The following is a 19,092-nucleotide window of genomic DNA, read 5'->3' as shown; positions in this document are numbered from 1 at the left end:
CGTGAATGACAAAAGGGAACCTCTGGAGACGCTACGATGAACGATCAGATTTGTCAGCGGATAGAAAATAGTGCGCATTTTAAGGAGCTTGTTGCAGCCCGGCAAAGGTTTGCCGCCATCCTGTCACTGATTATGCTGGTGATATATGTGGGCTTTATTCTGCTTATCGCCTTCGCCCCTGGCTGGCTGGGCACACCGCTGCATGCGGGCACCAGCGTCACCCGGGGTATTCCGATTGGTATCGGCGTGATCGTTATCTCTTTCGTATTAACCGGAATATACGTCTGGCGGGCAAATGGTGAATTTGATCGGCTGACGAAGAGCATTCTCAGCGAGGTTAAAGCATCATGAAGAAAGTCCTGACGGCGCTCGCCGCCACGCTCCCTTTTACCGCCAATGCCGCGGATGCTATCACCGGCGCGGTACAGCGCCAGCCGACCAACTGGCAGGCGATTATCATGTTCCTGATATTCGTCGCCCTGACGCTCTATATCACTTACTGGGCGTCAAAACGCGTACGTTCGCGCAGCGATTACTACACCGCGGGCGGCAATATCACCGGTTTCCAGAACGGGCTGGCGATTGCCGGCGACTTTATGTCAGCGGCCTCGTTCCTCGGCATTTCCGCGCTGGTTTACACCTCCGGCTACGACGGGCTAATCTACTCGCTCGGTTTCCTCGTCGGCTGGCCGATCATTTTATTCCTGATCGCCGAACGCCTGCGTAACCTCGGGCGCTATACGTTTGCGGACGTGGCGTCCTATCGTCTTAAACAGGGGCCGATTCGCACCCTCTCCGCCTGCGGTTCGCTGGTGGTGGTGGCGCTCTATCTGATCGCCCAGATGGTCGGCGCGGGTAAGCTTATCCAGCTGCTGTTCGGCCTCAACTACCACATTGCGGTCGTCCTGGTCGGCGTGCTGATGGTGCTCTACGTGCTCTTTGGCGGCATGCTCGCCACCACCTGGGTGCAGATTATCAAAGCGGTCCTGCTGCTTTTCGGCGCCAGCTTTATGGCCTTTATGGTGATGAAGCACGTCGGCTTCAGCTTCAATAATCTGTTCAGCGAAGCGATGGCGGTCCACCCGAAAGGCGCAGCGATTATGAGCCCAGGGGGACTGGTGAAAGACCCGATATCGGCGCTGTCGCTCGGCCTCGGGCTGATGTTCGGTACCGCGGGCCTGCCGCATATTCTGATGCGTTTCTTCACCGTAAGCGACGCTAAAGAAGCGCGTAAGAGCGTGTTTTACGCCACCGGTTTTATGGGTTACTTCTATATTCTGACCTTTATCATCGGCTTCGGCGCGATCATGCTGGTGGGGGCGAATCCAGCGTTCAAAGATGCGGCCGGTCAGCTTATTGGCGGCAACAACATGGCGGCGGTGCATCTGGCGGACGCGGTCGGCGGCAATCTGTTCCTCGGCTTTATCTCGGCCGTCGCCTTCGCTACCATTCTGGCGGTGGTGGCCGGTTTAACGCTGGCGGGCGCTTCGGCGGTCTCTCACGACCTGTACGCGAACGTGTTCCGTAAAGGCGCGACCGAACGTCAGGAGCTGAAGGTCTCGAAGATTACCGTGCTGATCCTTGGCGTAGTGGCGATTCTGCTGGGCATTCTGTTCGAGAATCAGAACATCGCCTTTATGGTCGGCCTGGCGTTCTCCATCGCCGCCAGCTGTAACTTCCCGATTATCCTCCTGTCGATGTACTGGTCGAAGCTGACCACCCGCGGAGCGATGATTGGCGGCTGGCTGGGTCTGCTGACCGCGGTGATACTGATGGTCCTCGGCCCAACAATCTGGGTACAGATCCTCGGTCACGAGAAGGCGATATTCCCGTATGAATATCCGGCACTGTTCTCTATCGCCGTTGCCTTCATCGGTATCTGGTTCTTCTCCGCCACCGATAATTCCGCGGAAGGATCGCGCGAGCGCGAGCTGTTCCGCGCCCAGTTTATCCGTTCGCAGACCGGGATTGGTATCGAGAAAGGTCAGGCGCATTAATCACACCGGTTCCCCGGCCCGATGGTCGGGGAACGCTTTACTCTAATTATAGCTAAAGGTTATCGTTCCGCTGGCATTGGCCGTTCCCGGTGTTATTTCAGAGCCGGTTTTATAATAGTTAGTCGAAAATACCAGCTGGTTCGATGCCGCAGCTCCACCGGTGTTAGCAGGATCGGCGAATATCGTATAACCAGCCTCTGCGCCGGGATTCGTCACCGTCGTTCTGTTGACGGCATCGAAGACCCTGTATGTAGAATTGTTTACGGATAGCGGCGCGCCGTTGATATTCAACTGCACCCCCACGCCGGTCGCGACATTGTCGCCTGGCGTTAACGCAATCACGGTATGATCAGGGTTATCACCTTCCGCTTCTGTCGCCGTAATACGCATCGTCACGTTGGTTCCTGGCTCGCAGCTCAGGGTAAGCGTTTGCTGAGCAAAACCGGCTTTAGCAGAGAGATTGAACGCGTTCGAGTTAACTGAGCCCATCGGAAAATTCAGCGCGGTTGTGCTCGCTGTACAGCCCATCGGCGTCAGCTGGATTTTTGTCGTACCGCTCACGTGCAGTTGGGAAATAACCATCAACTTATTGTCATCTCTAATCGAAACCGATGAGACGGGATCCTTCAATGTCAGGGCGCTATTGCTGGCTATCGCTCCGCCAGTAGCAACCAGCTGCAGCTGATATTTTGGCGTATAATTTGTGCTGGCCCAACTATCAAGAAATCCAGTTGGTTTTCCCAAATACATGTCTGCATCACCGATATAATGTTGGCTATAATCGGCATTAAAATCATCAGAATCGCCATTATATTCCCCGGTAATATTTAACCACACTTTTACCCGCAGACCGATACCTGGTACGTTAGTCGAATATATTCCATCGCTAACAGATGAGACGATATTCCCGGAAGACCATGCAAATTGAGCGTATATATTCCCTTGACAGTTAAGCACGCTGGTTTGCGAACGCGTTATTTGCCCTGAATCATAAAGAATCGTTCCTGCCGAGTAGCTTCCCGCATTAATCAATATTTTTTCAGGTAGATTCGTCATCGACACATCGCCATAATTAGTGCCCGTATCGCATGACCAGCCATAAATAGGGAAGCCTAACGCCAGTAGTAATAAAATAGTCTTAAACATATCTTTCCCTGCACGTTATGCATTATTTGTAAGACACATTAAATGTCGCGGCATAAATTACGCCCCCGGCAGTTATCTGGCCATAGGGGGTATACATTCTGGCAATCATGTCAAAAGTGTGACCGCCCTCGCCGTCACTGAATGTGTAGATATATTGATCACCTGGCCCCAGAGACTTTGAATCCTTGAGGCTAAATAGCTGTAAACCAACGCCTTTCGCTCCGCTACTATCGGTCTGGGCATTTTTATATATCATTGAATAAGTACTATCATACCCCGAGCCGCTGAAGGTAATAGTGACCGAGGCTGTACCTTGAGCGCAATTTTCAAACTGAAGATAAACAGGGACGTTTTCGCTATTAGCGCCCGCTTTTCCGGTCATATGTTGATAAGATACCGTACCTAAGTCGATATTTTCAGACGGTTTTATCGACACCTCACAGGAGGGTTCTTCTATCGTGCCGGTAACATTAAAATTCACGGTGCTATTGGCATCATAGGCCCAGGCCGCAGCGCTCACGAAGAGCTGAATAGTACAGCATAATACCAAAAGAGCGATATTCCTCGCCCGTGAAGCGTACTTCATTCCCGCCGTTAAAATAGGGTGTCTATTCATAGATTACTCATCGACAGTTCGCCTGATAAAAAATAATATCGTCGGTTGATTTATTGCCTGAAAAATCATAATTAAAACGGCATTGGGAATTCTGTTCATCGCCCCATTTCACCAACATGCGGCCTTTTTCTGGTAGACCCGTCAGATAAACCTGCCCGGCATCACCCACAATAGCGCTTCTGCTCTCTTTAGCATCCTGGCTTTCATCACTCAGTGAAACGATCGCGCCAAAAGGCACTTCTTTGTTACCAAAGCGCAGGGTCATCATTGCCTTATAGCCAATCCAGGTATCATATTTAACCTTGACGATAGCGTTACGCGTCGGTACCACCGTTCTGACGATGTTATCAATTTCCGCTCCTGAGACCTGCTGCTCATCAAGGGAGAGACTATTTTCGTGATAGGGCCGGACAAAAGGCACGACAGCGTATCCGGCGGAATCGGTCATGACGTTGGTCTGGCCGCGTACCGCCACATCGCTGACGCCGGGGGCTTCAATCAGCGCCACGCTCTCTCCAAGATAACGGGATAGCGTTATTCCACCGGAGTGCGCGAGCATCCCGCCGCGCAGCGAGTAATTATAGTGAGAGCTATAGCTGTCATAGCCATATCCGGCGGCCACCTCGCCTTTAGACCCCTGGTAGTTCAGGTTGACGTTGCCTGAGGTGCTCTTGTCGCTGGCGTTGTACCCTTCCTGCACATTCCAGTTCAGAGATCGGTCCGCAAAAGCCGCGCCGCTCAAACCAAGGCTGTGGGTAGTGTCCCCCATCCGGCTGCTGTTCATGTTGTAGTTGGCTGAGGTATTCGCGCCAAACGGTACGCTCACCGTGAGCGAGATAATATTATCGCTGGATGGCGAACTGTCGCTGTTCTGGCTGGAGCTTTGCACATTTCGGTTATAGGAGTAGTTGATGAAATATGACACCTGCCCAAGGGTATTGCTGTAACTGACACCCAGTGACTCCATACGTGAATCATCCCAGTAAGACTCGCTTACCAGCGACAGGGAGAGTGAACCAAAGCCTGAGAGAATCTGCGAGGCCGAGGCGTCAAAGCGATTTTTCGTCCGCCCGTTTGATGAACAACAGCTGCTATTAGCTGTGGCGTTATCGATGAAATTCTGCAAAGAGTAATAACCATGCGTTGAATAGCGATACCCTGCGACGGAAAAGTTGGTTCCCGTTAATGGAAAGTCTTTACTAAACCGCACGCGGTAAGACTGCCCCTCGCTGGAAGAGGTTTTATCCGCTTCCGGGTTTTCTTTTATCTCAGCCCAAGACTGGGAAGCATCAAATGAGAGCGCGCCGACAGAACCCAGATTAAACCCGGCCCCCAGCAGCGCATTGCTATATTTATCTTCCAGCTGCTGAAAACCACCGTACAGCGTGACGTTGCTCAATGCCCCCCAGGCGACGGTAGACTGCAGGAAATTGAATTCTTTTCCGCCTGAGCTTCCGGAGCGAGTTTTCCCGCTGCTGAAAGCATATTCTACCTGCCCCTCTCGCTGCAGAATCGCCAGCGAGGCAAAAGGCACAACAAAGCTCTGTTCACTACCATCAGATTCTTTCACCTTAACAAAGAGATCGCCCGCGCTCCCGGTGGGGTAAAGGTCGTTTATCTCGAATGCTCCAGGAGAGACCGTGGTTTTATAGATGCTGTATCCGTTCTGATAGACTGTAACGTCCGCCGTAGTACGGGCGATCCCTTTTATCACGGGAGCAAAACCATTCATGCTGTCCGGCAGCATCTCTTTATCAGAGTTCAACTGCAAACCGCTGAAGCTAATGCTGTCAAAGATGCCTGATGAAGTATAAGTCTGCCCTAATATCAGTTGGCCTTTCAGGGCGTGGATATCGCGAGAAATATAGCTATAGACGGAGTCCCACTGGTTGCCGTCCTCATTATGATTAAGGGTACTGTAATTACGTAAACGCCACGGCCCTACGTTCAGCCCCGGTTGCAAGCTGACAAACTGGCTGGATGTCGATTCACCACCGTGCCGCGGATCGGTTTTTTGCCCGGAAATGTTGTAATTTAGCAGCCCGGCAGTGATACCCTGCTGCCACAGGCTTTCCGGGACGTAACCCTGCGGACGGTGCCGCAGGGCGACCTGCGGTAATGTAAAATCGATTCGCTGGCGTGGAAGCAAGACCGAGGTCTCCCATCCCGGGATCGCAGACAATTTTGCGCATTCAGAGCCCGCCACCGTGAGCGCAGGGTAGTCTTCAACTTTAATCGACCAATCTTTTAGGTGCGCTACGCTGATACAAGGCTGAGCAGAAGCGCCATCACCTTCATTTTGCGGCTTAAAAACGATAGATTCAGAGGTAATAAATTTTTCGTTAATATAGACATCGAGGTTATATTTACCGGGAGGCACGCTTGCCTGGGAAATATAGGATAAATCTACGACTGATGCGCCGGTTTCATTGACTTCAAGTAAGTGGGGATTAAAATATTCCCCAGCGGAAGTCGATAACGGAAATGCGCCAAGACAGCAGAGGATGGCGACATAGCTGCTTTTCAATGAAAATGCATGATTCCATCTTACGTTATTGGATGATGGCGGTATATTTCGGCCCTGACATACCATAATCATTGATCACACTCCATGTGACTTCTCTTTTCCCAGACGAAGTTGCACTTGCTACCGGTATTTTTATTGTTGAATAAGGAGCGACAAACCACGCCTCAGGTAGCGCCTTGCCATTAATATAAATTGCGGAGAAATTCATATATAATGGAGAGTTATTTTTCACCTTGATTTCTCTTCCTTCACTGGACCACTGCAGTTTTTCAGAGAAATTTTCCGGAATCGCGTTTTTTAGGGCTGCGGGCCGATAAATAAGCTTAATCCGGGAATTAATTGCAAATTGCACCATGTTTTTGTCTGGTTCGTTGTCCATGGCCGGAATCCCTTTAACGTTGAGCCAAAACATAGATTCCCGATCTTCCGGTAGGGGTTTACCCGAGCGGAGAATGCGAACAAACCCCTGCTCGCCCGCTTTCAATCTGAACAGAGGGGGGGTAGTAATAAATGAATCTTTCGCAGGTGAGGTATCATCAACGATAGAGATCCAGGATTGCACTATATTTGTTACATTATCTTTATTTTGAACAGATACCGTCGTGGTCTTTTTTGTTCCATCGAAAATAACTCGCGTACCGCCAACGACCACGCTCGCCTGCGATACTGAAATGCAGAAAAAAAATAAGACAAAGCATAATAATCTGTTCATAACCGTGTCCAAACAGGGAAAGCAGTTGCTTTCCCTTTATGTATTTATCACTTAATCAATAATAGGTGACGTTATAAGTTACTGTTGTACTTACCGGACCTTTAGTTGGGTCGGCGGCGCCAGACTTAGCCATTTTTACGGTAAACGGAACGGTGGCTTCGCCAGTGGAAATATCCACATCAGAACCTTCGGTATTGTTCTTCTGTAAATTTCCGGCGTTATCAAAAATAGCGACAGCAACATTGGTAGCTGGAGACACTGAAGCCTGGTTTTTAAAATAATCACTATTGTAAGAATCTGCTTCACCACCAAAGGTAATTTTGGCTTTAGTCAGTGCACCAGCATCCGTAGGGCAGCCGGTCAAAGTGAAAGAGAAACTCTTTGCTGCGCTATAGGTGTTAGCTTTTAAATCTGCTACCGAAACAGTGCCCATTTCAATAGCTGTAACGCCATTATCGATAGTAGCGGTACAAGTCGTATCGGCAACGGTTCCGGTGAACTTTATGGTGTTATCCGCATGAGACATTGCAACCAGAGAGCATCCTGCAGATAAGGCCAGGATTTTAGCTAACGTTTTCACATTGGTTTTCATTTGTATTCCCCTATTTATCCAGATGAACAATCAATCCATCAATTGTTTATGGGCATATATTAGCGAATGAGATTGGATACCAACTTAACTACCGTCGGTATATTTTAGGGGAATGAATCGCTTGCATTATATTCACTAAAATACAAGAGCTTTACTTCCACATGAATCCATTCATTAATAAAAGCTCACAGCCCAAATATAACTCAACGCAGGGAAATCCTCAAGAATGAGATAAGGTGTCCTTCAGGATCATAAATAGTTCACATTAATAACCATTAAATATAATTTAAAAATAATCAAATAAAATCAGGTGATTATAAATCTCACATATTCACATAAAAAATATCACAATTAATATAAATTCAAATAACAAATAAATGCCTTCAAAAATGACACATTTAGTTACAAATAAAACGTAAAGTCATTAAGAATATTCGTGAACACATTTAAGAATAAAACACCAGCGCATCCAAATGCTATCATCCACGCAACTGATTGAATTATTACCGCTAAAAGAAAAATAACGCATAGTGCTAAACTTCGTCATTAGAAGCATTCAAAAAATCACCCCTCATCAGGCTCATCTGCCAAAAAGAGCTCAATGATGTCAGAACAGCGCCCAGCGTACCAACGGCGCCGCCAGCACCATGACTACCCCGGAAAGCATCATCACCAGGCTGGCGATGACACCCTCCTGCGGCCCCAGTTCATAAGAACGCGCGGTACCAGCGCCGTGCGATGCCGCGCCAAACCCTGCCCCTTTGGCCATCCCCTCGCGGATAGAAAGACGCAGAAACAGCACATCGCCCACCGCCATGCCAAATACCCCGGTAACCACGACAAACAGAGCGACTAAATCAGGCTGGCCGCCCAGCGGTTTGGCTGCCGCCAGCGCGAAGGGCGTGGTAACCGAACGTACCGCCAGGCTGCGCTGGATCTCATCGGGCAAGGTAAACAGTCGCGCCAGCCACACCGAACTGGTGACCGCGACAACCGATGCGGTCGTCACTCCGGCAGTCAGCGACATCCAGTGGCGCTTAATGATCGCCAGATTGTCATACACCGGTACGGCAAAAGCGATCGTCGCCGGCCCCAGAAGCCACAGCAGCCAGTGGGCCTCTCCCATATAGCATTGATAAGAGATATGACCGAAAATCAGCAATATGACCAGCAGAATCGGGGTAAAAACTAGCGGCATCAAGGGCAGTTTATGGAAGCGACGATAAAGCCGCTTGTTGGAAAAATAGAGGCCTAGCGTGACCAGAAGACACAGGACGCTTAGCTGAAAATCACTCATGTTTCATCCTACTCACTTCATAGCGATATACTTTATCAACCACCCACGCCGTTGCGCCCAGCACCATCATGGTACTTAAGCCAATCACCAGAAAGATGCGCCAGCCATCAACCATCAGCAACTGCGCGTAGTTAACGACCGCCACCACCGCCGGCACGAAAAACAGCAGCATCTCCGCCAACAGCCAGCGGGCGCCGGCCCGTACCCAGTTTAGGGGGATAATGCGGCAAACAATCAGCGCCAGCAGCATCAGCATGCCGACCAGATTCGCCGGAAGCGGCAGATGCAGCCAGTTAACTAAATATTCAGCGCAGACAAACACTCCGGCGTAGATCAGGACCTGAACCGGTACCTGCAGGCGTTGCATAATACAAGGCGTCACGCGAGCCAGCGCAAAGGCCATGAGCGGCATTCCATAAAAAGAAGACAGGCGGGTAGTATAGAGAGCCGCCAGCCCCGGCAGAAATGAATTAAAATCATCACAGGTATAGTCTCAGGGAATAATTATGGATATTCGAACGCTGCGCTATTTTGTCGAGGTCGTTCGCCAGCAAAGCTTTACCCGCGCGGCGGAAAAACTATTCGTCACGCAACCCACCATCAGCAAAATGCTAAAAAATCTGGAAGATGAGCTGAGCTGCACCCTGCTGATCCGCGACGGGCGCAGGCTGCTGCTGACCGATACCGGAAGGGTGGTTTTCGAGCGCGGGCAGGCTATTCTTGGCGAATTTCATCAGCTGGAGTCGGAGCTAAGCGATATAAATCATCTGCATAAAGGCGTGCTGCGCCTCGGCATCCCACCGATGGTCGGGATGCTGATGGCTGAACCAATTAGCCGCTTTCGCCAGCGCTATGCGGGCGTCGAACTGAAAATCGCCGAATTTGGCGGGCTGACCGTGCAGCAAGCGGTAAGCAACGGCGAGCTGGATTTAGCCATGACGGCGCTCCCGGTTGACGAGGCCAGCGGCCTGACCACGCTATCTCTGTTCAGCCATCCGCTCTGCGTGCTGACGCCGAGGACGGCGCAGTGGGAAAGCATTGCGTCATTGTCGCCAGAAGCGCTCGCCGCGTATCCGCTGGTGATTTACAACGAGGATTTCGCCCTCAGCCAGCAGCTGATGCGGCTATTTGCTCAACATGACGTCAAGCCGAGCATCGCCGTGCGCAGCGGACAGTGGGATTTTCTGGCCGCCATGGTGCAGACAGGGATTGGCGTTGCGATTTTGCCGGAACCGATTTGCCAGCGTCTCGACCCGCGGAGCTTTTGCTGGATCCCATTACAGAGCGAGCTGCGCTGGGAGCTGGGAATGATTTGGCGGGAAGGCGTGTATATGTCGCACAGCGCGCGGGCGTGGCTGGAATGTAGTAAGGCATTTTGGTTGAGCGACGATATCGCTGGATAGATCTTGTGGGAAGCATACCTTTCGCCAAAAGCTCGGCAGGTATGCTGCGCTAGCCTGCCTTTATCCGATTCGAATAACGGGTTTAATGGTTTTCCCACACTCGCTATCGTGAGCAGCCTGGTTAATCTCCTCGAAGGGATAAAAACGTATCAGCTTATCAATGGGGAAACGCCCTTGCACATACAGCTCTACCAGCTGCGGGATAAATATATCCGGGATGCTGTCGCCCTCAACGATGCCGCGCAATACCTTGCAGTTTTGCATCACATCATTCATATCCAGCGCGAACGTGGTCCCGGTTTTTGAGGCGCCGACAATACCGCACATACCACGTGGGCGTAGCGCCTCAACGGCGGCGCGGACAATCTCAGGCCGCCCGGTAGACTCCAGGCTAAAGTCAACGCCATCGCCAGTGATATGCCGGATAGCTTCAACGGGATCTTCTTTCTTACTGTTAATCACATGCGTTGCACCCAGCTCACGCGCTAATGCCAGGCGCTCCTCAACCACGTCAATGACGATGATAGTTGTTGCCCCGGCGACGTAGGCAGCCATGACGCCGCTTAATCCCACCGTTCCGCCGCCAAAGGCGGCAAAAGAGCTTCCGGCTGCTACTTTTAATGCATTCAACACCGCTCCGGCGCCGGTCTGGATACCGCAACCCAACGGCCCAAGCAGCTCCAGCGGCGCATCCGGGCGAACCTTAACAAGATTACGCTGATCGACCACGGAGAACGCGGCGAAAGATGACTGGCCGAAAAAGCGATCGTGCAGCGTTTGGTTGCCATGGTGGCATAGCGCATGGCTGCCATCACTACGCTGGCCGGAAAAATTCAGGGCATTAAAGTTTTGACAACTGGCCGGCACGCCCTCAAGACAAGGACGGCAAGCGCCGCAGGATAAAAATGTCAGTACGACATGATCGCCGGGGACCACTTTTTGTACTTCCGCCCCGACGGCCTCCACCACTCCTGCCCCTTCATGGCCCAGCACGATAGGCTGCGGGATCGGATAGAGCCGATCGCGGGCAACCATATCGGTATGGCACATCCCCGTCGCCACGATACGAACAACGACCTCATGAGGCTGAAGCGAATTTAACTGGACGGTTTCCAGTTCAAAAGGGCCGCCCGGCTGACGGACAACGGCAGCCTTAAACGATCCCGGTAAAGCGCAATGCTCGGTCATACAATCTCCTTAATTAACCTTCCCCAAAGCCAGAAGAGAACGCGTCGTCATCTCTGGCATACCACCGCCAGCAACAAGGCGGCGGCCGCCAGTCAGGTATTATTTCCCGAGAATGACGTCAACCAGCACCGAACGCTTCTGAGTACGAATAATATTGACGGCTTCCTCCAGGGTATCGAGTAAGTCCTCAGCGCGATCTACCTTCATCGCGGCCGCGCGGCTTGATGCAGCGATAGCTGCCAGATCGGGCGATAACGTAAATGATGTCGCCGGAACCTTATCCATTTTCGCCGCATAGCCGTCCGGATATAGCGCCAGCGTTCCACCGGCCACCGCGCCCCATCCAGCGTTATTGCCAACGACAACCAGCACGGGAAGCTTCATTACCTCGGCAATGTGATGGCATACCGCGGGATTGGAAAACAGATAAGAACCATCGCCAACGGCGGCGATCACTAATTCATCGCGATTGGCTAGCTGTAATCCCAGGGCGATAGGGAATGCTTCACCCAGTCCGCCGGAGAGTGCTTCCTGATAATAGCTTTCCGGCTGAATGAAGTTGGCGAACTGCGGTAATGTGGTTAATTCAGATGTGATTTTACCGTTGTATTTATTAGCCAGCGCTCCCAGACAATAGCTTAACCATGGCTTGCCGATAGGCCCTGCGTTTGCGGAATCAACAACGTTATCTCTTGTGGTTCTTTCTTTTTTATTATGCGCAGCGACATGGGAATAGCGCTCCTCGACGCTCGCGCTTTTCTCCTCCAGATAAGGTTTTAATGCATTATCCAGTAATTTGAATATCGTATCCGTTTCACCAGCCAGGTTAACATCAGATTGATACCCGCGAACCGGGTAGCGTGAGAAGAGCGGGTCGGGACCAATTTGAATAACCTTGCAGTCCGGATTAACGTTCATACTCTCAATCATCCAGGGCGCCTGCGAGTCAATGACGATGACCACATCCGCTTTTGACAACCAGTAAGCTGGCTCATTGCCGGCATACATCGGATGGGCAGCGGAAATGGTCACCTCGGTCCCCCAATATTCCACCACCGGAATCGCCCACTGTTCGACGAAGGTGCTAATCAGGTCGAAGGCTTGCCGGGTCCTTGCGCCTCTTTGCGAGAAGATAACCGGGTGCCTGGCGTTGGCAATCAGCGTGGCAGCCATTGACAGCGAGTCCGGAGCCGGGGAAAAACTTATCGGCTGCTGGGAGGGGCGGCAGTTCAGGGCGGCCGAGTCGGTGGCAAAAGTTTCGCACAAAGGCTCGCGTGGCAAGCTTAAATAAACCGGTCCTTTGGGCAAAGAGTTCGCAATCGCCCAGGCGCGATCGACATGTTCCCCGGCCTGATCGGCATAACGCAATTCAAAATCCCATTTAACCGATTCACGAACCAGCGCGGCCTGATCGCGCATTTCCTGGCCATAGCCGATAGGCGTATTCCGACAGCCGAAATGAGAATGTTCACTGATGGGCGTGCGCCCGCCAAAAATGATTACCGGTATATTACTATTGGCAAGATTAATAATCCCGCATGCGGCATTAGCCAACCCGACATTCGTATGCACCATCACAGCTTGCACTTTACCGGTTGCCAGATAGTATCCATGGGCCATGCCAATCGCGGCGTTTTCATGCGGGCAAACAACAAATTCAGGAACCAAACACCCTTCGCTTTTTAAGCGAGAGTAGGCCTCAACCATCGGCGGATAATCCGTTCCTGAATTGATAAAGATGAATTCAACGCCAAGCGCCTGCAAACGATATAATATCATTTCCGCGGCAGATATATTAATTAATTGCATATTCTCACCTGATTATTCTATCTGCATAATTAAAAGGTTAACAGGATGAATCCACCCATGGTCAGGATCGAGGCAATAATACTCAACGCCATGGTCGAGGCCATTTCTTGTTCACCCGTTTTATATTGCATTGCAATAATGATAGCAATCGATCCCACTGGAATAGCCATCGTCAATACGACTTCTTTAATTTGCTCCATTGAGAAACCGAGGCCGACCAGCGCGAAATAACACAGTCCGGGAACGATAATATTTCTGGCTATAACGGTAATAATAGTAGGCAGCGTAATCACTACACTACGCGCATAGAGCACAATACCCGCCGAGAACAGCGCCAGTCCCCCGGTTGCTTTACCCAATAATCCTAACGGCATGGCCACGGTCTCGGGAATATGGATATCCATTATCACGAGAATAAGAGCCAGAACCGGCGACCAGACTACCGGCTGTTTAATAGCATTAATCACGCTAGAGATAAACGATGTATTATTTTTGTCGCCGGAAGCATACGACATTAATATCATAACCAGCGGAAGTTGAAAAACGTTTTGCGTAATGCTTGATACCGTAATCAGCGATGCGCTTACCGTGCCAAATAAAAAAGCCAGCACCGATGTCCCAATAAAAGGAACGGCAGGAGAACCAATCGCCAGCGCCTGCAGCGTGCTTAAAGAGAGATCCCGCCTGCAGATATAACGCGCAACAAGCAATGGAATTAAAAAACTTACAATTAGCGCAACGATAATCGCGGCGGCAACGGGCCCCATATTCATAACAATACTACGCGGGGTCATCACCATATTACTAAAAATACTAAGGGGGAGAGCATAGAGCATGACGAGTTTATTTATCGCGCCAGCCTGCTCCCACGCAAAATCTTTTCGCTTACCGCTGATGTAACCAAGCAAAACGGTTACTATTACAGGTAAGATGGCACCAAGAATTAAGAGAATACTGTTATTTGTCATAGTGTCATTTCTCTTCAGAACCGATTTTCAGGTATATGTGATTTAAAACCGAACAGATTAAAACTCTTACTAAGGACTCCTTCCCGCTATCGCCATGATACTTCTCTCGCAGGCACACATTGTATTCTTACGCGTCAGGCATGAATATAAGATTACAATGAGCAATTAATTAGTTTAATGAATAATTACCCATCACTTTCAGGAAAATTTATTTTCTTGATGCTGTCTACATAATTTCCATTGATAGTAATATAGAATAAAATTGATATACAATGCGAAAACGTACCGTTTAATGAGTATTTGACATGTCTATAAAAATGAAGCAAATACAGGCATTTATCATGGTATCCTCAGAGGGTAACCTCACTCTTGCGGCAAGCAAACTTGGAATAACGCAATCTGGCCTGAGCCGACTGTTATCCGGCCTTGAGTCAGATTTGAATGCCACGCTATTTGAACGGCATAAGCATGGGGTCTCACTGAGCGAGCTGGGCACGGCCTTTTTACCTCATGCCATTACCTTAATGAACACCGAGCGAAAAGCGCGCCAGGAACTGGATCTTATTAATGGTTCAGGGAAAGGAATAGTCAGAGCTGGCTGCGTATCCAGTTTTCTATCCAGCCATTTTATCGAGAAAGTAAACAACTTCCATCAGGCCTTTCCTGATATTTATATTAAGATCCAGGATCGCATAGATTCAGAGCTTTTTAAATCATTATTAACTCATGGCATCGATATCGCCATATGCGGCCCGTTGCCGCATAATGATAAAATCATCGAGCGTGGAAAAATAAACTTCACGGATAGCATACAGATTATTTCGCGTAGCAACCATCCGTTACAGGGCAAAAAAAACTTGAAATTACAGGACACTGAAGAATATTCGTGGATTATGCCGCCAAATGATAGCACCCCTATGCAGATATTAACCGAAGTCTATCATGATAATAACATGACGCCGCCAAAACCGATTATCGAATGCTCTTCATCATCCGCGATAAAATCCCTCATATGCAACAGTGATTTATTAACCTCGATGCCAGCCCCGATATATCACCTCGAACTTACCGCCGGCCTAATTAAACCGCTAGCAATTGAAAATACCATTTTCATAAGAGATTTCTTTATTTATACTCATTTTGGCATTCTTTCTGAAACCTCTAAAAAATTCATCCAGTTTCTAAAAAGATAACGCCTTTATTTTATTCACTACTCTGCAATTACGCAGATCTTCTAATCTGCCAGGCACTCCCTTTCTTCGCACAGGCAAATAAAATCCGTGATGATAGCGTACATAATGTTGCGGGTTCATCGGCTAGCGCATCGTGAAATCCCGGTTCCCCGAGCGGCGAAGGCCATCGGGGAACCGGGAAAAGTTTAGCGATCTTCGATTAACAGGGCTTCCAGCAGGTCGAGGTCGTGCAGCAGCTTCTGCAGCGTCTCGTTACTGATCTGCCGGGTAGCGCGCAGGTGGTACAGCTCCCCGCGTTCTGAGCGCAGCGCCGCCAGACGGAACCGGCGTTCGAGGCTCTCTTCCAGCATCGAGGTTTCAACATCGTTGCGCCCATCGGCGCGACGACGCAGGTTACCAATGACCCTGGAACTGACCTCGGTCAGCAGCTGATTATCGATATTCTCTTTGGTATCCGCAGCCAGGCGCTCTTCCATTTTCTGAATCGCGACAATCGCCACATCCGCGGTTGCCGCCCGCGCCAGACGCTCCTCTTTGCGCTGCTGGACATGATCGCTCGACTCGATATGCCGCAGCAGAATCGGCAGCACAATCACGCCGACGAACAGCGAGAACAGAATCACCCCGGCAGCGAGGAACACCAGCTCATAGCGCGCCGGGAAGACGTTGCCGTCCGGCAGCAGCAGGGGAATCGACAGCACGCCGGCAAGGGTAATCGCCCCGCGGACGCCGGCGACGGAGGAGATCAGCAGCTCGCGCGTGGTCCAGGAGCCGAACTCCATCGGTTTCTTTTTCAGGAAACGCTGGCTGAGTTTGCGCATCGTCCACAGCCAGCCAAAACGCACCAGCATCAGGGCGGCATAAATCAGGATGATATCGGTAAACAGCATCCAGGTTTCGACGTTGGGATCCGCTTCCGCGGCCACCAGCGAAGTGGAGAGAATATCCGGCAGCTGCAGGCCCAACAGCAGGAAGACCATGCCGTTAAACACGAACTCCAGCATCGCCCAGGTGCTGTTGGCGCGCAGGCGCATCGCCAGCGGCGCGCTGCGCATCACCCCGGAACGCGTGATGGTCATCCCCGCCGCGACCGCCGCCAGGATTCCGGAAAAGCCGATATGCTCGGCGATCAGGTAAGAAGCGAACGGCAGCAGGAACAGCAGCACAATTTGCGTCGCCGGTTCATCGCCGCCCCAGCGGCTGAGGAAGCGCATCGAGCGCCCGTACAGCCAGCTGACCACGAAGCCCGCGAGAATACCGCCGACAGCCACCTTGAAAAACTCCACCGTCGCGCCGCCGACGGTAAAGACCATCGTGCCCATCGCCACCGCAACGGCAAACTTCAAGGAGACCAGGCCGGAGGCATCGTTCATCAGCGCCTCGCCCTGCAAAATCCCCATAATTTTTTTCGGGATGCGCCCTTCGCCGACAATCCCGGACAGCGCCACGGCATCCGTTGGCGACAGTACCGCCGCCAGAGCAAAAGCCGGAATCAGCGGAATACCCGGAACGATCCAGTAGATGAGGTAGCCAATACCGACCACCGTCACCACCACCAGCGCTAGCGCCAGACCGAAAATTTCTCGCCCATGCTCAATGAACTCGCGGGTCGGCGTCTTCCAGCCGTCGGCAAAAAGCAGCGGCGGAATGAACAGAACCAGAAAGAGTTCAGGGTCGAATTCGACATGCAATCCGAAGGTAGGCCAGGCCAACAGCGCGCCGATGCCGATTTGGATTAAGGGGAGTGGAACCTGAAAGGGCAGTACGCGTGTAACCACCCCGGAGAGAGAGACCACGAGGGTCATGATGAGTATGGTAAAGAATATTTCCATGTGTTCCCTGTTTGCTGCGTTTCTTTTTTTACATCTGAGGCGTCATGTCTCGGCATAATACGCTACTCAGATTAACGCAAAAGGAAACAGGATGTGGCTTAAAAATTAAGCGGGCGGCCAAAGCCGCCCGTTGTTAGCAGGAAAAGTTAAATCGCCCAACCGCCGGCGTAGAAGATAACCAACGCCGCGGCGATGATCACCGTACCCAGGTTTAGCTTACGCCATTCGCCGGACACCAGGCGTCCAATCACCAGCGCCGCAAAGCCGATCATGATACCGGTCACGATGTTGCAGGTCAGCACGATAAAGACCGCGGTAATCAGGCCCGCCATCGCGTCGACGAAGTCGTTGAAATCGATTTTCGCCACATTGCTCAGCATCAGCAGGCCGACGTACATCAGCGCCGGAGCGGTGGCATATGCCGGAACCAGATAGGAGAGCGGCGAGAGGAACAGGATCAGCAGGAACAGCACGCCAACGGTCACTGCCGTCAGGCCGGTTTTGCCGCCCGCCGCCGTACCGGCAGCCGATTCGATATACACCGCCGCCGGCGCCGCGCCCACCAGGCCGGAGAAAACGCTGCTCAGGGAGTCGGTGGTCAGCGCTTTGCCGCCGTTAATAATTTGCCCGTCTTTATCCAGCAGGTTCGCCTGACCGGCCACCGCGCGGATAGTACCGGTGGCGTCAAACACCGCGGTCATCACCAGCGCAAGCACGCTTGGCAGCACGACCGGGTTCAGCGCGCCCACGATATCCAGGCTACCGATCAGCGAGTTGCCTTTATCGTCGCTCAGCGACGGCATGGCGAAAATCCCGGTGAAGTGGACGTTAGGATCGAAGATCAGGCCGATAATCGAGACGCCGATAATCGTCAGCAGGATACCGCCCGGTACTTTCAGTTTTTCAAGGCCGATAATCACCGCCAGCCCGATCAGCGACATAATCACCGGGAAGCTGTCAAAATGACCCAGCGCCACCGGCAGACCATCCAGCGGGTTTTTGATAACCAGGCCCACGCCGTTGGCGGCAATCAGCAGCAGGAACAGGCCGATACCAATCCCGGTGCCGTGCGCCACGCCCTGCGGCAGGTTACGCAGGATCCAGCTACGAATACCGGTTGCGGAAATCACCGTAAACAGCACGCCCATCAGAAAGACCGCGCCCAGCGCGACCGGAATGCTGATCTGCTGACCCAGCACCAGGCTGAAGGCGGTAAACGCGGTCAGCGAGATGGCGCAGCCAATCGCCAGCGGCAGGTTCGCCCACAGGCCCATCACCAGCGAGCCGACGCCGGCAACCAGACAGGTGGAGACAAATACCGCTGCCGGCGGGAAACCCGCTTTACCGAGCATACCCGGCACCACAATGACGGAATAGACCATCGCCAGAAAGGTGGTAAGACCGGCAACGATTTCCTGACGCACGGTGCTGCCGCGAGCAGAAATTTTAAACCAGGCGTCCAATGAACCGCCGGTACGCGCAGAAGGCGTAGACATAGAAAACTTCCCCTGAGAATTTTTATCGTTCGTCTGGATGCGTGGTGGACCATCCACTGCCAGTTAAACGCGATCTCCTTGTGCTACATCGCAGCGCCAGGGGCTGTGAAAAGCAAACGTTTAACTCCGCGCATCCAATACGGTGTGAAGAATGACTTTGCTCCCCCCTGTTAGCAGAGGAAATGATGAGCAAAATAAAAAGGCAAACGATTATCCAGCCTTTAGACGGGCCTTTTCAACTGAAGTTTGTCGTATTTCGCTAAATTTCGCTTATGACGTTCAGGAAATAACCAGCCGATGCGCAAACGTTATCGTC

16 protein-coding genes are annotated in these 19,092 nt (G+C 51.5%); 4 read left to right on the top strand and 12 right to left on the bottom strand.

Annotation, left to right across the window (positions count from 1 at the left end; all coding sequences use genetic code 11):
* Positions 1 to 36 precede the first annotated feature (36 nt).
* Together KOSB73_RS03105 and actP are read left to right on the top strand one after the other, a co-directional pair.
* Complete coding sequence (locus KOSB73_RS03105) at positions 37 to 351, top strand: DUF485 domain-containing protein (protein ID WP_004127871.1); 315 nt, start codon at positions 37 to 39, stop codon at positions 349 to 351.
* Entirely contained in the window at positions 348 to 1,997 is a 1,650-nt protein-coding gene (actP, locus tag KOSB73_RS03100) for a cation/acetate symporter ActP (protein WP_004137497.1), read from the top strand. The genes KOSB73_RS03105 and actP overlap by 4 nt, the downstream gene beginning before the upstream one ends.
* 42 nt (positions 1,998 to 2,039) lie before the next feature.
* Here the strand turns inward: actP and KOSB73_RS03095 are convergent, their stop codons facing one another.
* The 7 genes from KOSB73_RS03095 to KOSB73_RS03065 form a co-directional block, all read right to left on the bottom strand.
* Positions 2,040 to 3,143, bottom strand: coding sequence for a type 1 fimbrial protein (locus tag KOSB73_RS03095; RefSeq protein ID WP_049089212.1), 1,104 nt, complete (start codon positions 3,141 to 3,143; stop codon positions 2,040 to 2,042).
* A gap of 22 nt (positions 3,144 to 3,165) precedes the next feature.
* Positions 3,166 to 3,759 carry a fimbrial protein gene (locus tag KOSB73_RS03090; RefSeq protein WP_004137499.1) on the bottom strand — a complete coding sequence of 198 codons (594 nt, stop codon included), beginning with the start codon at positions 3,757 to 3,759 and terminating at the stop codon, positions 3,166 to 3,168.
* A 7-nt stretch (positions 3,760 to 3,766) separates the two neighbouring features.
* On the bottom strand, positions 3,767 to 6,358 hold the full coding sequence (locus KOSB73_RS03085; protein ID WP_049087475.1) for a fimbria/pilus outer membrane usher protein: 2,592 nt from the start codon (positions 6,356 to 6,358) through the stop codon (positions 3,767 to 3,769).
* Positions 6,312 to 6,998 (bottom strand): fimbrial assembly chaperone, encoded by a 687-nt coding sequence (locus KOSB73_RS03080; RefSeq protein WP_049089215.1) that lies wholly within the window; start codon positions 6,996 to 6,998, stop codon positions 6,312 to 6,314. Before KOSB73_RS03080 ends, KOSB73_RS03085 begins: the two co-directional genes overlap by 47 nt.
* A gap of 55 nt (positions 6,999 to 7,053) precedes the next feature.
* Positions 7,054 to 7,590 (bottom strand): fimbrial protein, encoded by a 537-nt coding sequence (locus KOSB73_RS03075; protein WP_004137506.1) that lies wholly within the window; start codon positions 7,588 to 7,590, stop codon positions 7,054 to 7,056.
* A gap of 607 nt (positions 7,591 to 8,197) precedes the next feature.
* Positions 8,198 to 8,887, bottom strand: a complete 690-nt coding sequence (locus tag KOSB73_RS03070; protein WP_024360202.1) for an LrgB family protein — start codon at positions 8,885 to 8,887, stop codon at positions 8,198 to 8,200.
* A complete protein-coding gene (locus KOSB73_RS03065) occupies positions 8,880 to 9,290 on the bottom strand; it encodes a CidA/LrgA family protein (RefSeq protein ID WP_024360201.1) in 411 nt (136 codons plus the stop codon). The genes KOSB73_RS03070 and KOSB73_RS03065 overlap by 8 nt, the downstream gene beginning before the upstream one ends.
* Before the next feature lie 103 nt (positions 9,291 to 9,393).
* Between KOSB73_RS03065 and KOSB73_RS03060 the strand changes: the two genes are divergently transcribed.
* Positions 9,394 to 10,290, top strand: a complete 897-nt coding sequence (locus KOSB73_RS03060) for a LysR family transcriptional regulator (protein WP_024360200.1) — start codon at positions 9,394 to 9,396, stop codon at positions 10,288 to 10,290.
* Positions 10,291 to 10,350: 60 nt separating this feature from the next.
* Here KOSB73_RS03060 and KOSB73_RS03055 read toward each other — a convergent pair whose 3' ends face one another.
* The 3 genes from KOSB73_RS03055 to KOSB73_RS03045 all read right to left on the bottom strand — a co-directional run bounded on the left by KOSB73_RS03055 (position 10,351) and on the right by KOSB73_RS03045 (position 14,255).
* Positions 10,351 to 11,478, bottom strand: a complete 1,128-nt coding sequence (locus tag KOSB73_RS03055; RefSeq protein ID WP_024360199.1) for an NAD(P)-dependent alcohol dehydrogenase — start codon at positions 11,476 to 11,478, stop codon at positions 10,351 to 10,353.
* Between the two features lie 99 nt (positions 11,479 to 11,577).
* Complete coding sequence (locus KOSB73_RS03050) at positions 11,578 to 13,287, bottom strand: thiamine pyrophosphate-requiring protein (RefSeq protein WP_098140217.1); 1,710 nt, start codon at positions 13,285 to 13,287, stop codon at positions 11,578 to 11,580.
* Positions 13,288 to 13,316: 29 nt separating this feature from the next.
* Positions 13,317 to 14,255: an AEC family transporter gene (locus KOSB73_RS03045; RefSeq protein ID WP_098140216.1), complete on the bottom strand. Its 939-nt coding sequence runs from the start codon at positions 14,253 to 14,255 to the stop codon at positions 13,317 to 13,319.
* Positions 14,256 to 14,560: 305 nt separating this feature from the next.
* On the opposite strand from KOSB73_RS03045, the gene KOSB73_RS03040 reads away from it, so the two are divergent.
* Positions 14,561 to 15,448: a LysR family transcriptional regulator gene (locus KOSB73_RS03040; protein ID WP_098140215.1), complete on the top strand. Its 888-nt coding sequence runs from the start codon at positions 14,561 to 14,563 to the stop codon at positions 15,446 to 15,448.
* A 185-nt stretch (positions 15,449 to 15,633) separates the two neighbouring features.
* Here KOSB73_RS03040 and KOSB73_RS03035 read toward each other — a convergent pair whose 3' ends face one another.
* Both KOSB73_RS03035 and KOSB73_RS03030 read right to left on the bottom strand, forming a co-directional pair.
* Entirely contained in the window at positions 15,634 to 17,280 is a 1,647-nt protein-coding gene (locus KOSB73_RS03035) for a Na+/H+ antiporter (RefSeq protein WP_004137520.1), read from the bottom strand.
* A 146-nt stretch (positions 17,281 to 17,426) separates the two neighbouring features.
* Positions 17,427 to 18,776, bottom strand: coding sequence for an NCS2 family permease (locus tag KOSB73_RS03030; RefSeq protein WP_024360196.1), 1,350 nt, complete (start codon positions 18,774 to 18,776; stop codon positions 17,427 to 17,429).
* Positions 18,777 to 19,092: the final 316 nt, after the last annotated feature.

Origin of the sequence: Klebsiella grimontii, assembly GCF_900200035.1 — a bacterium.
Taxonomy (GTDB): domain Bacteria; phylum Pseudomonadota; class Gammaproteobacteria; order Enterobacterales; family Enterobacteriaceae; genus Klebsiella; species Klebsiella grimontii.
The sequence above is the reverse complement of the archived record's forward strand: the minus strand, read 5'-3'. Positions and strand labels throughout refer to the sequence as shown.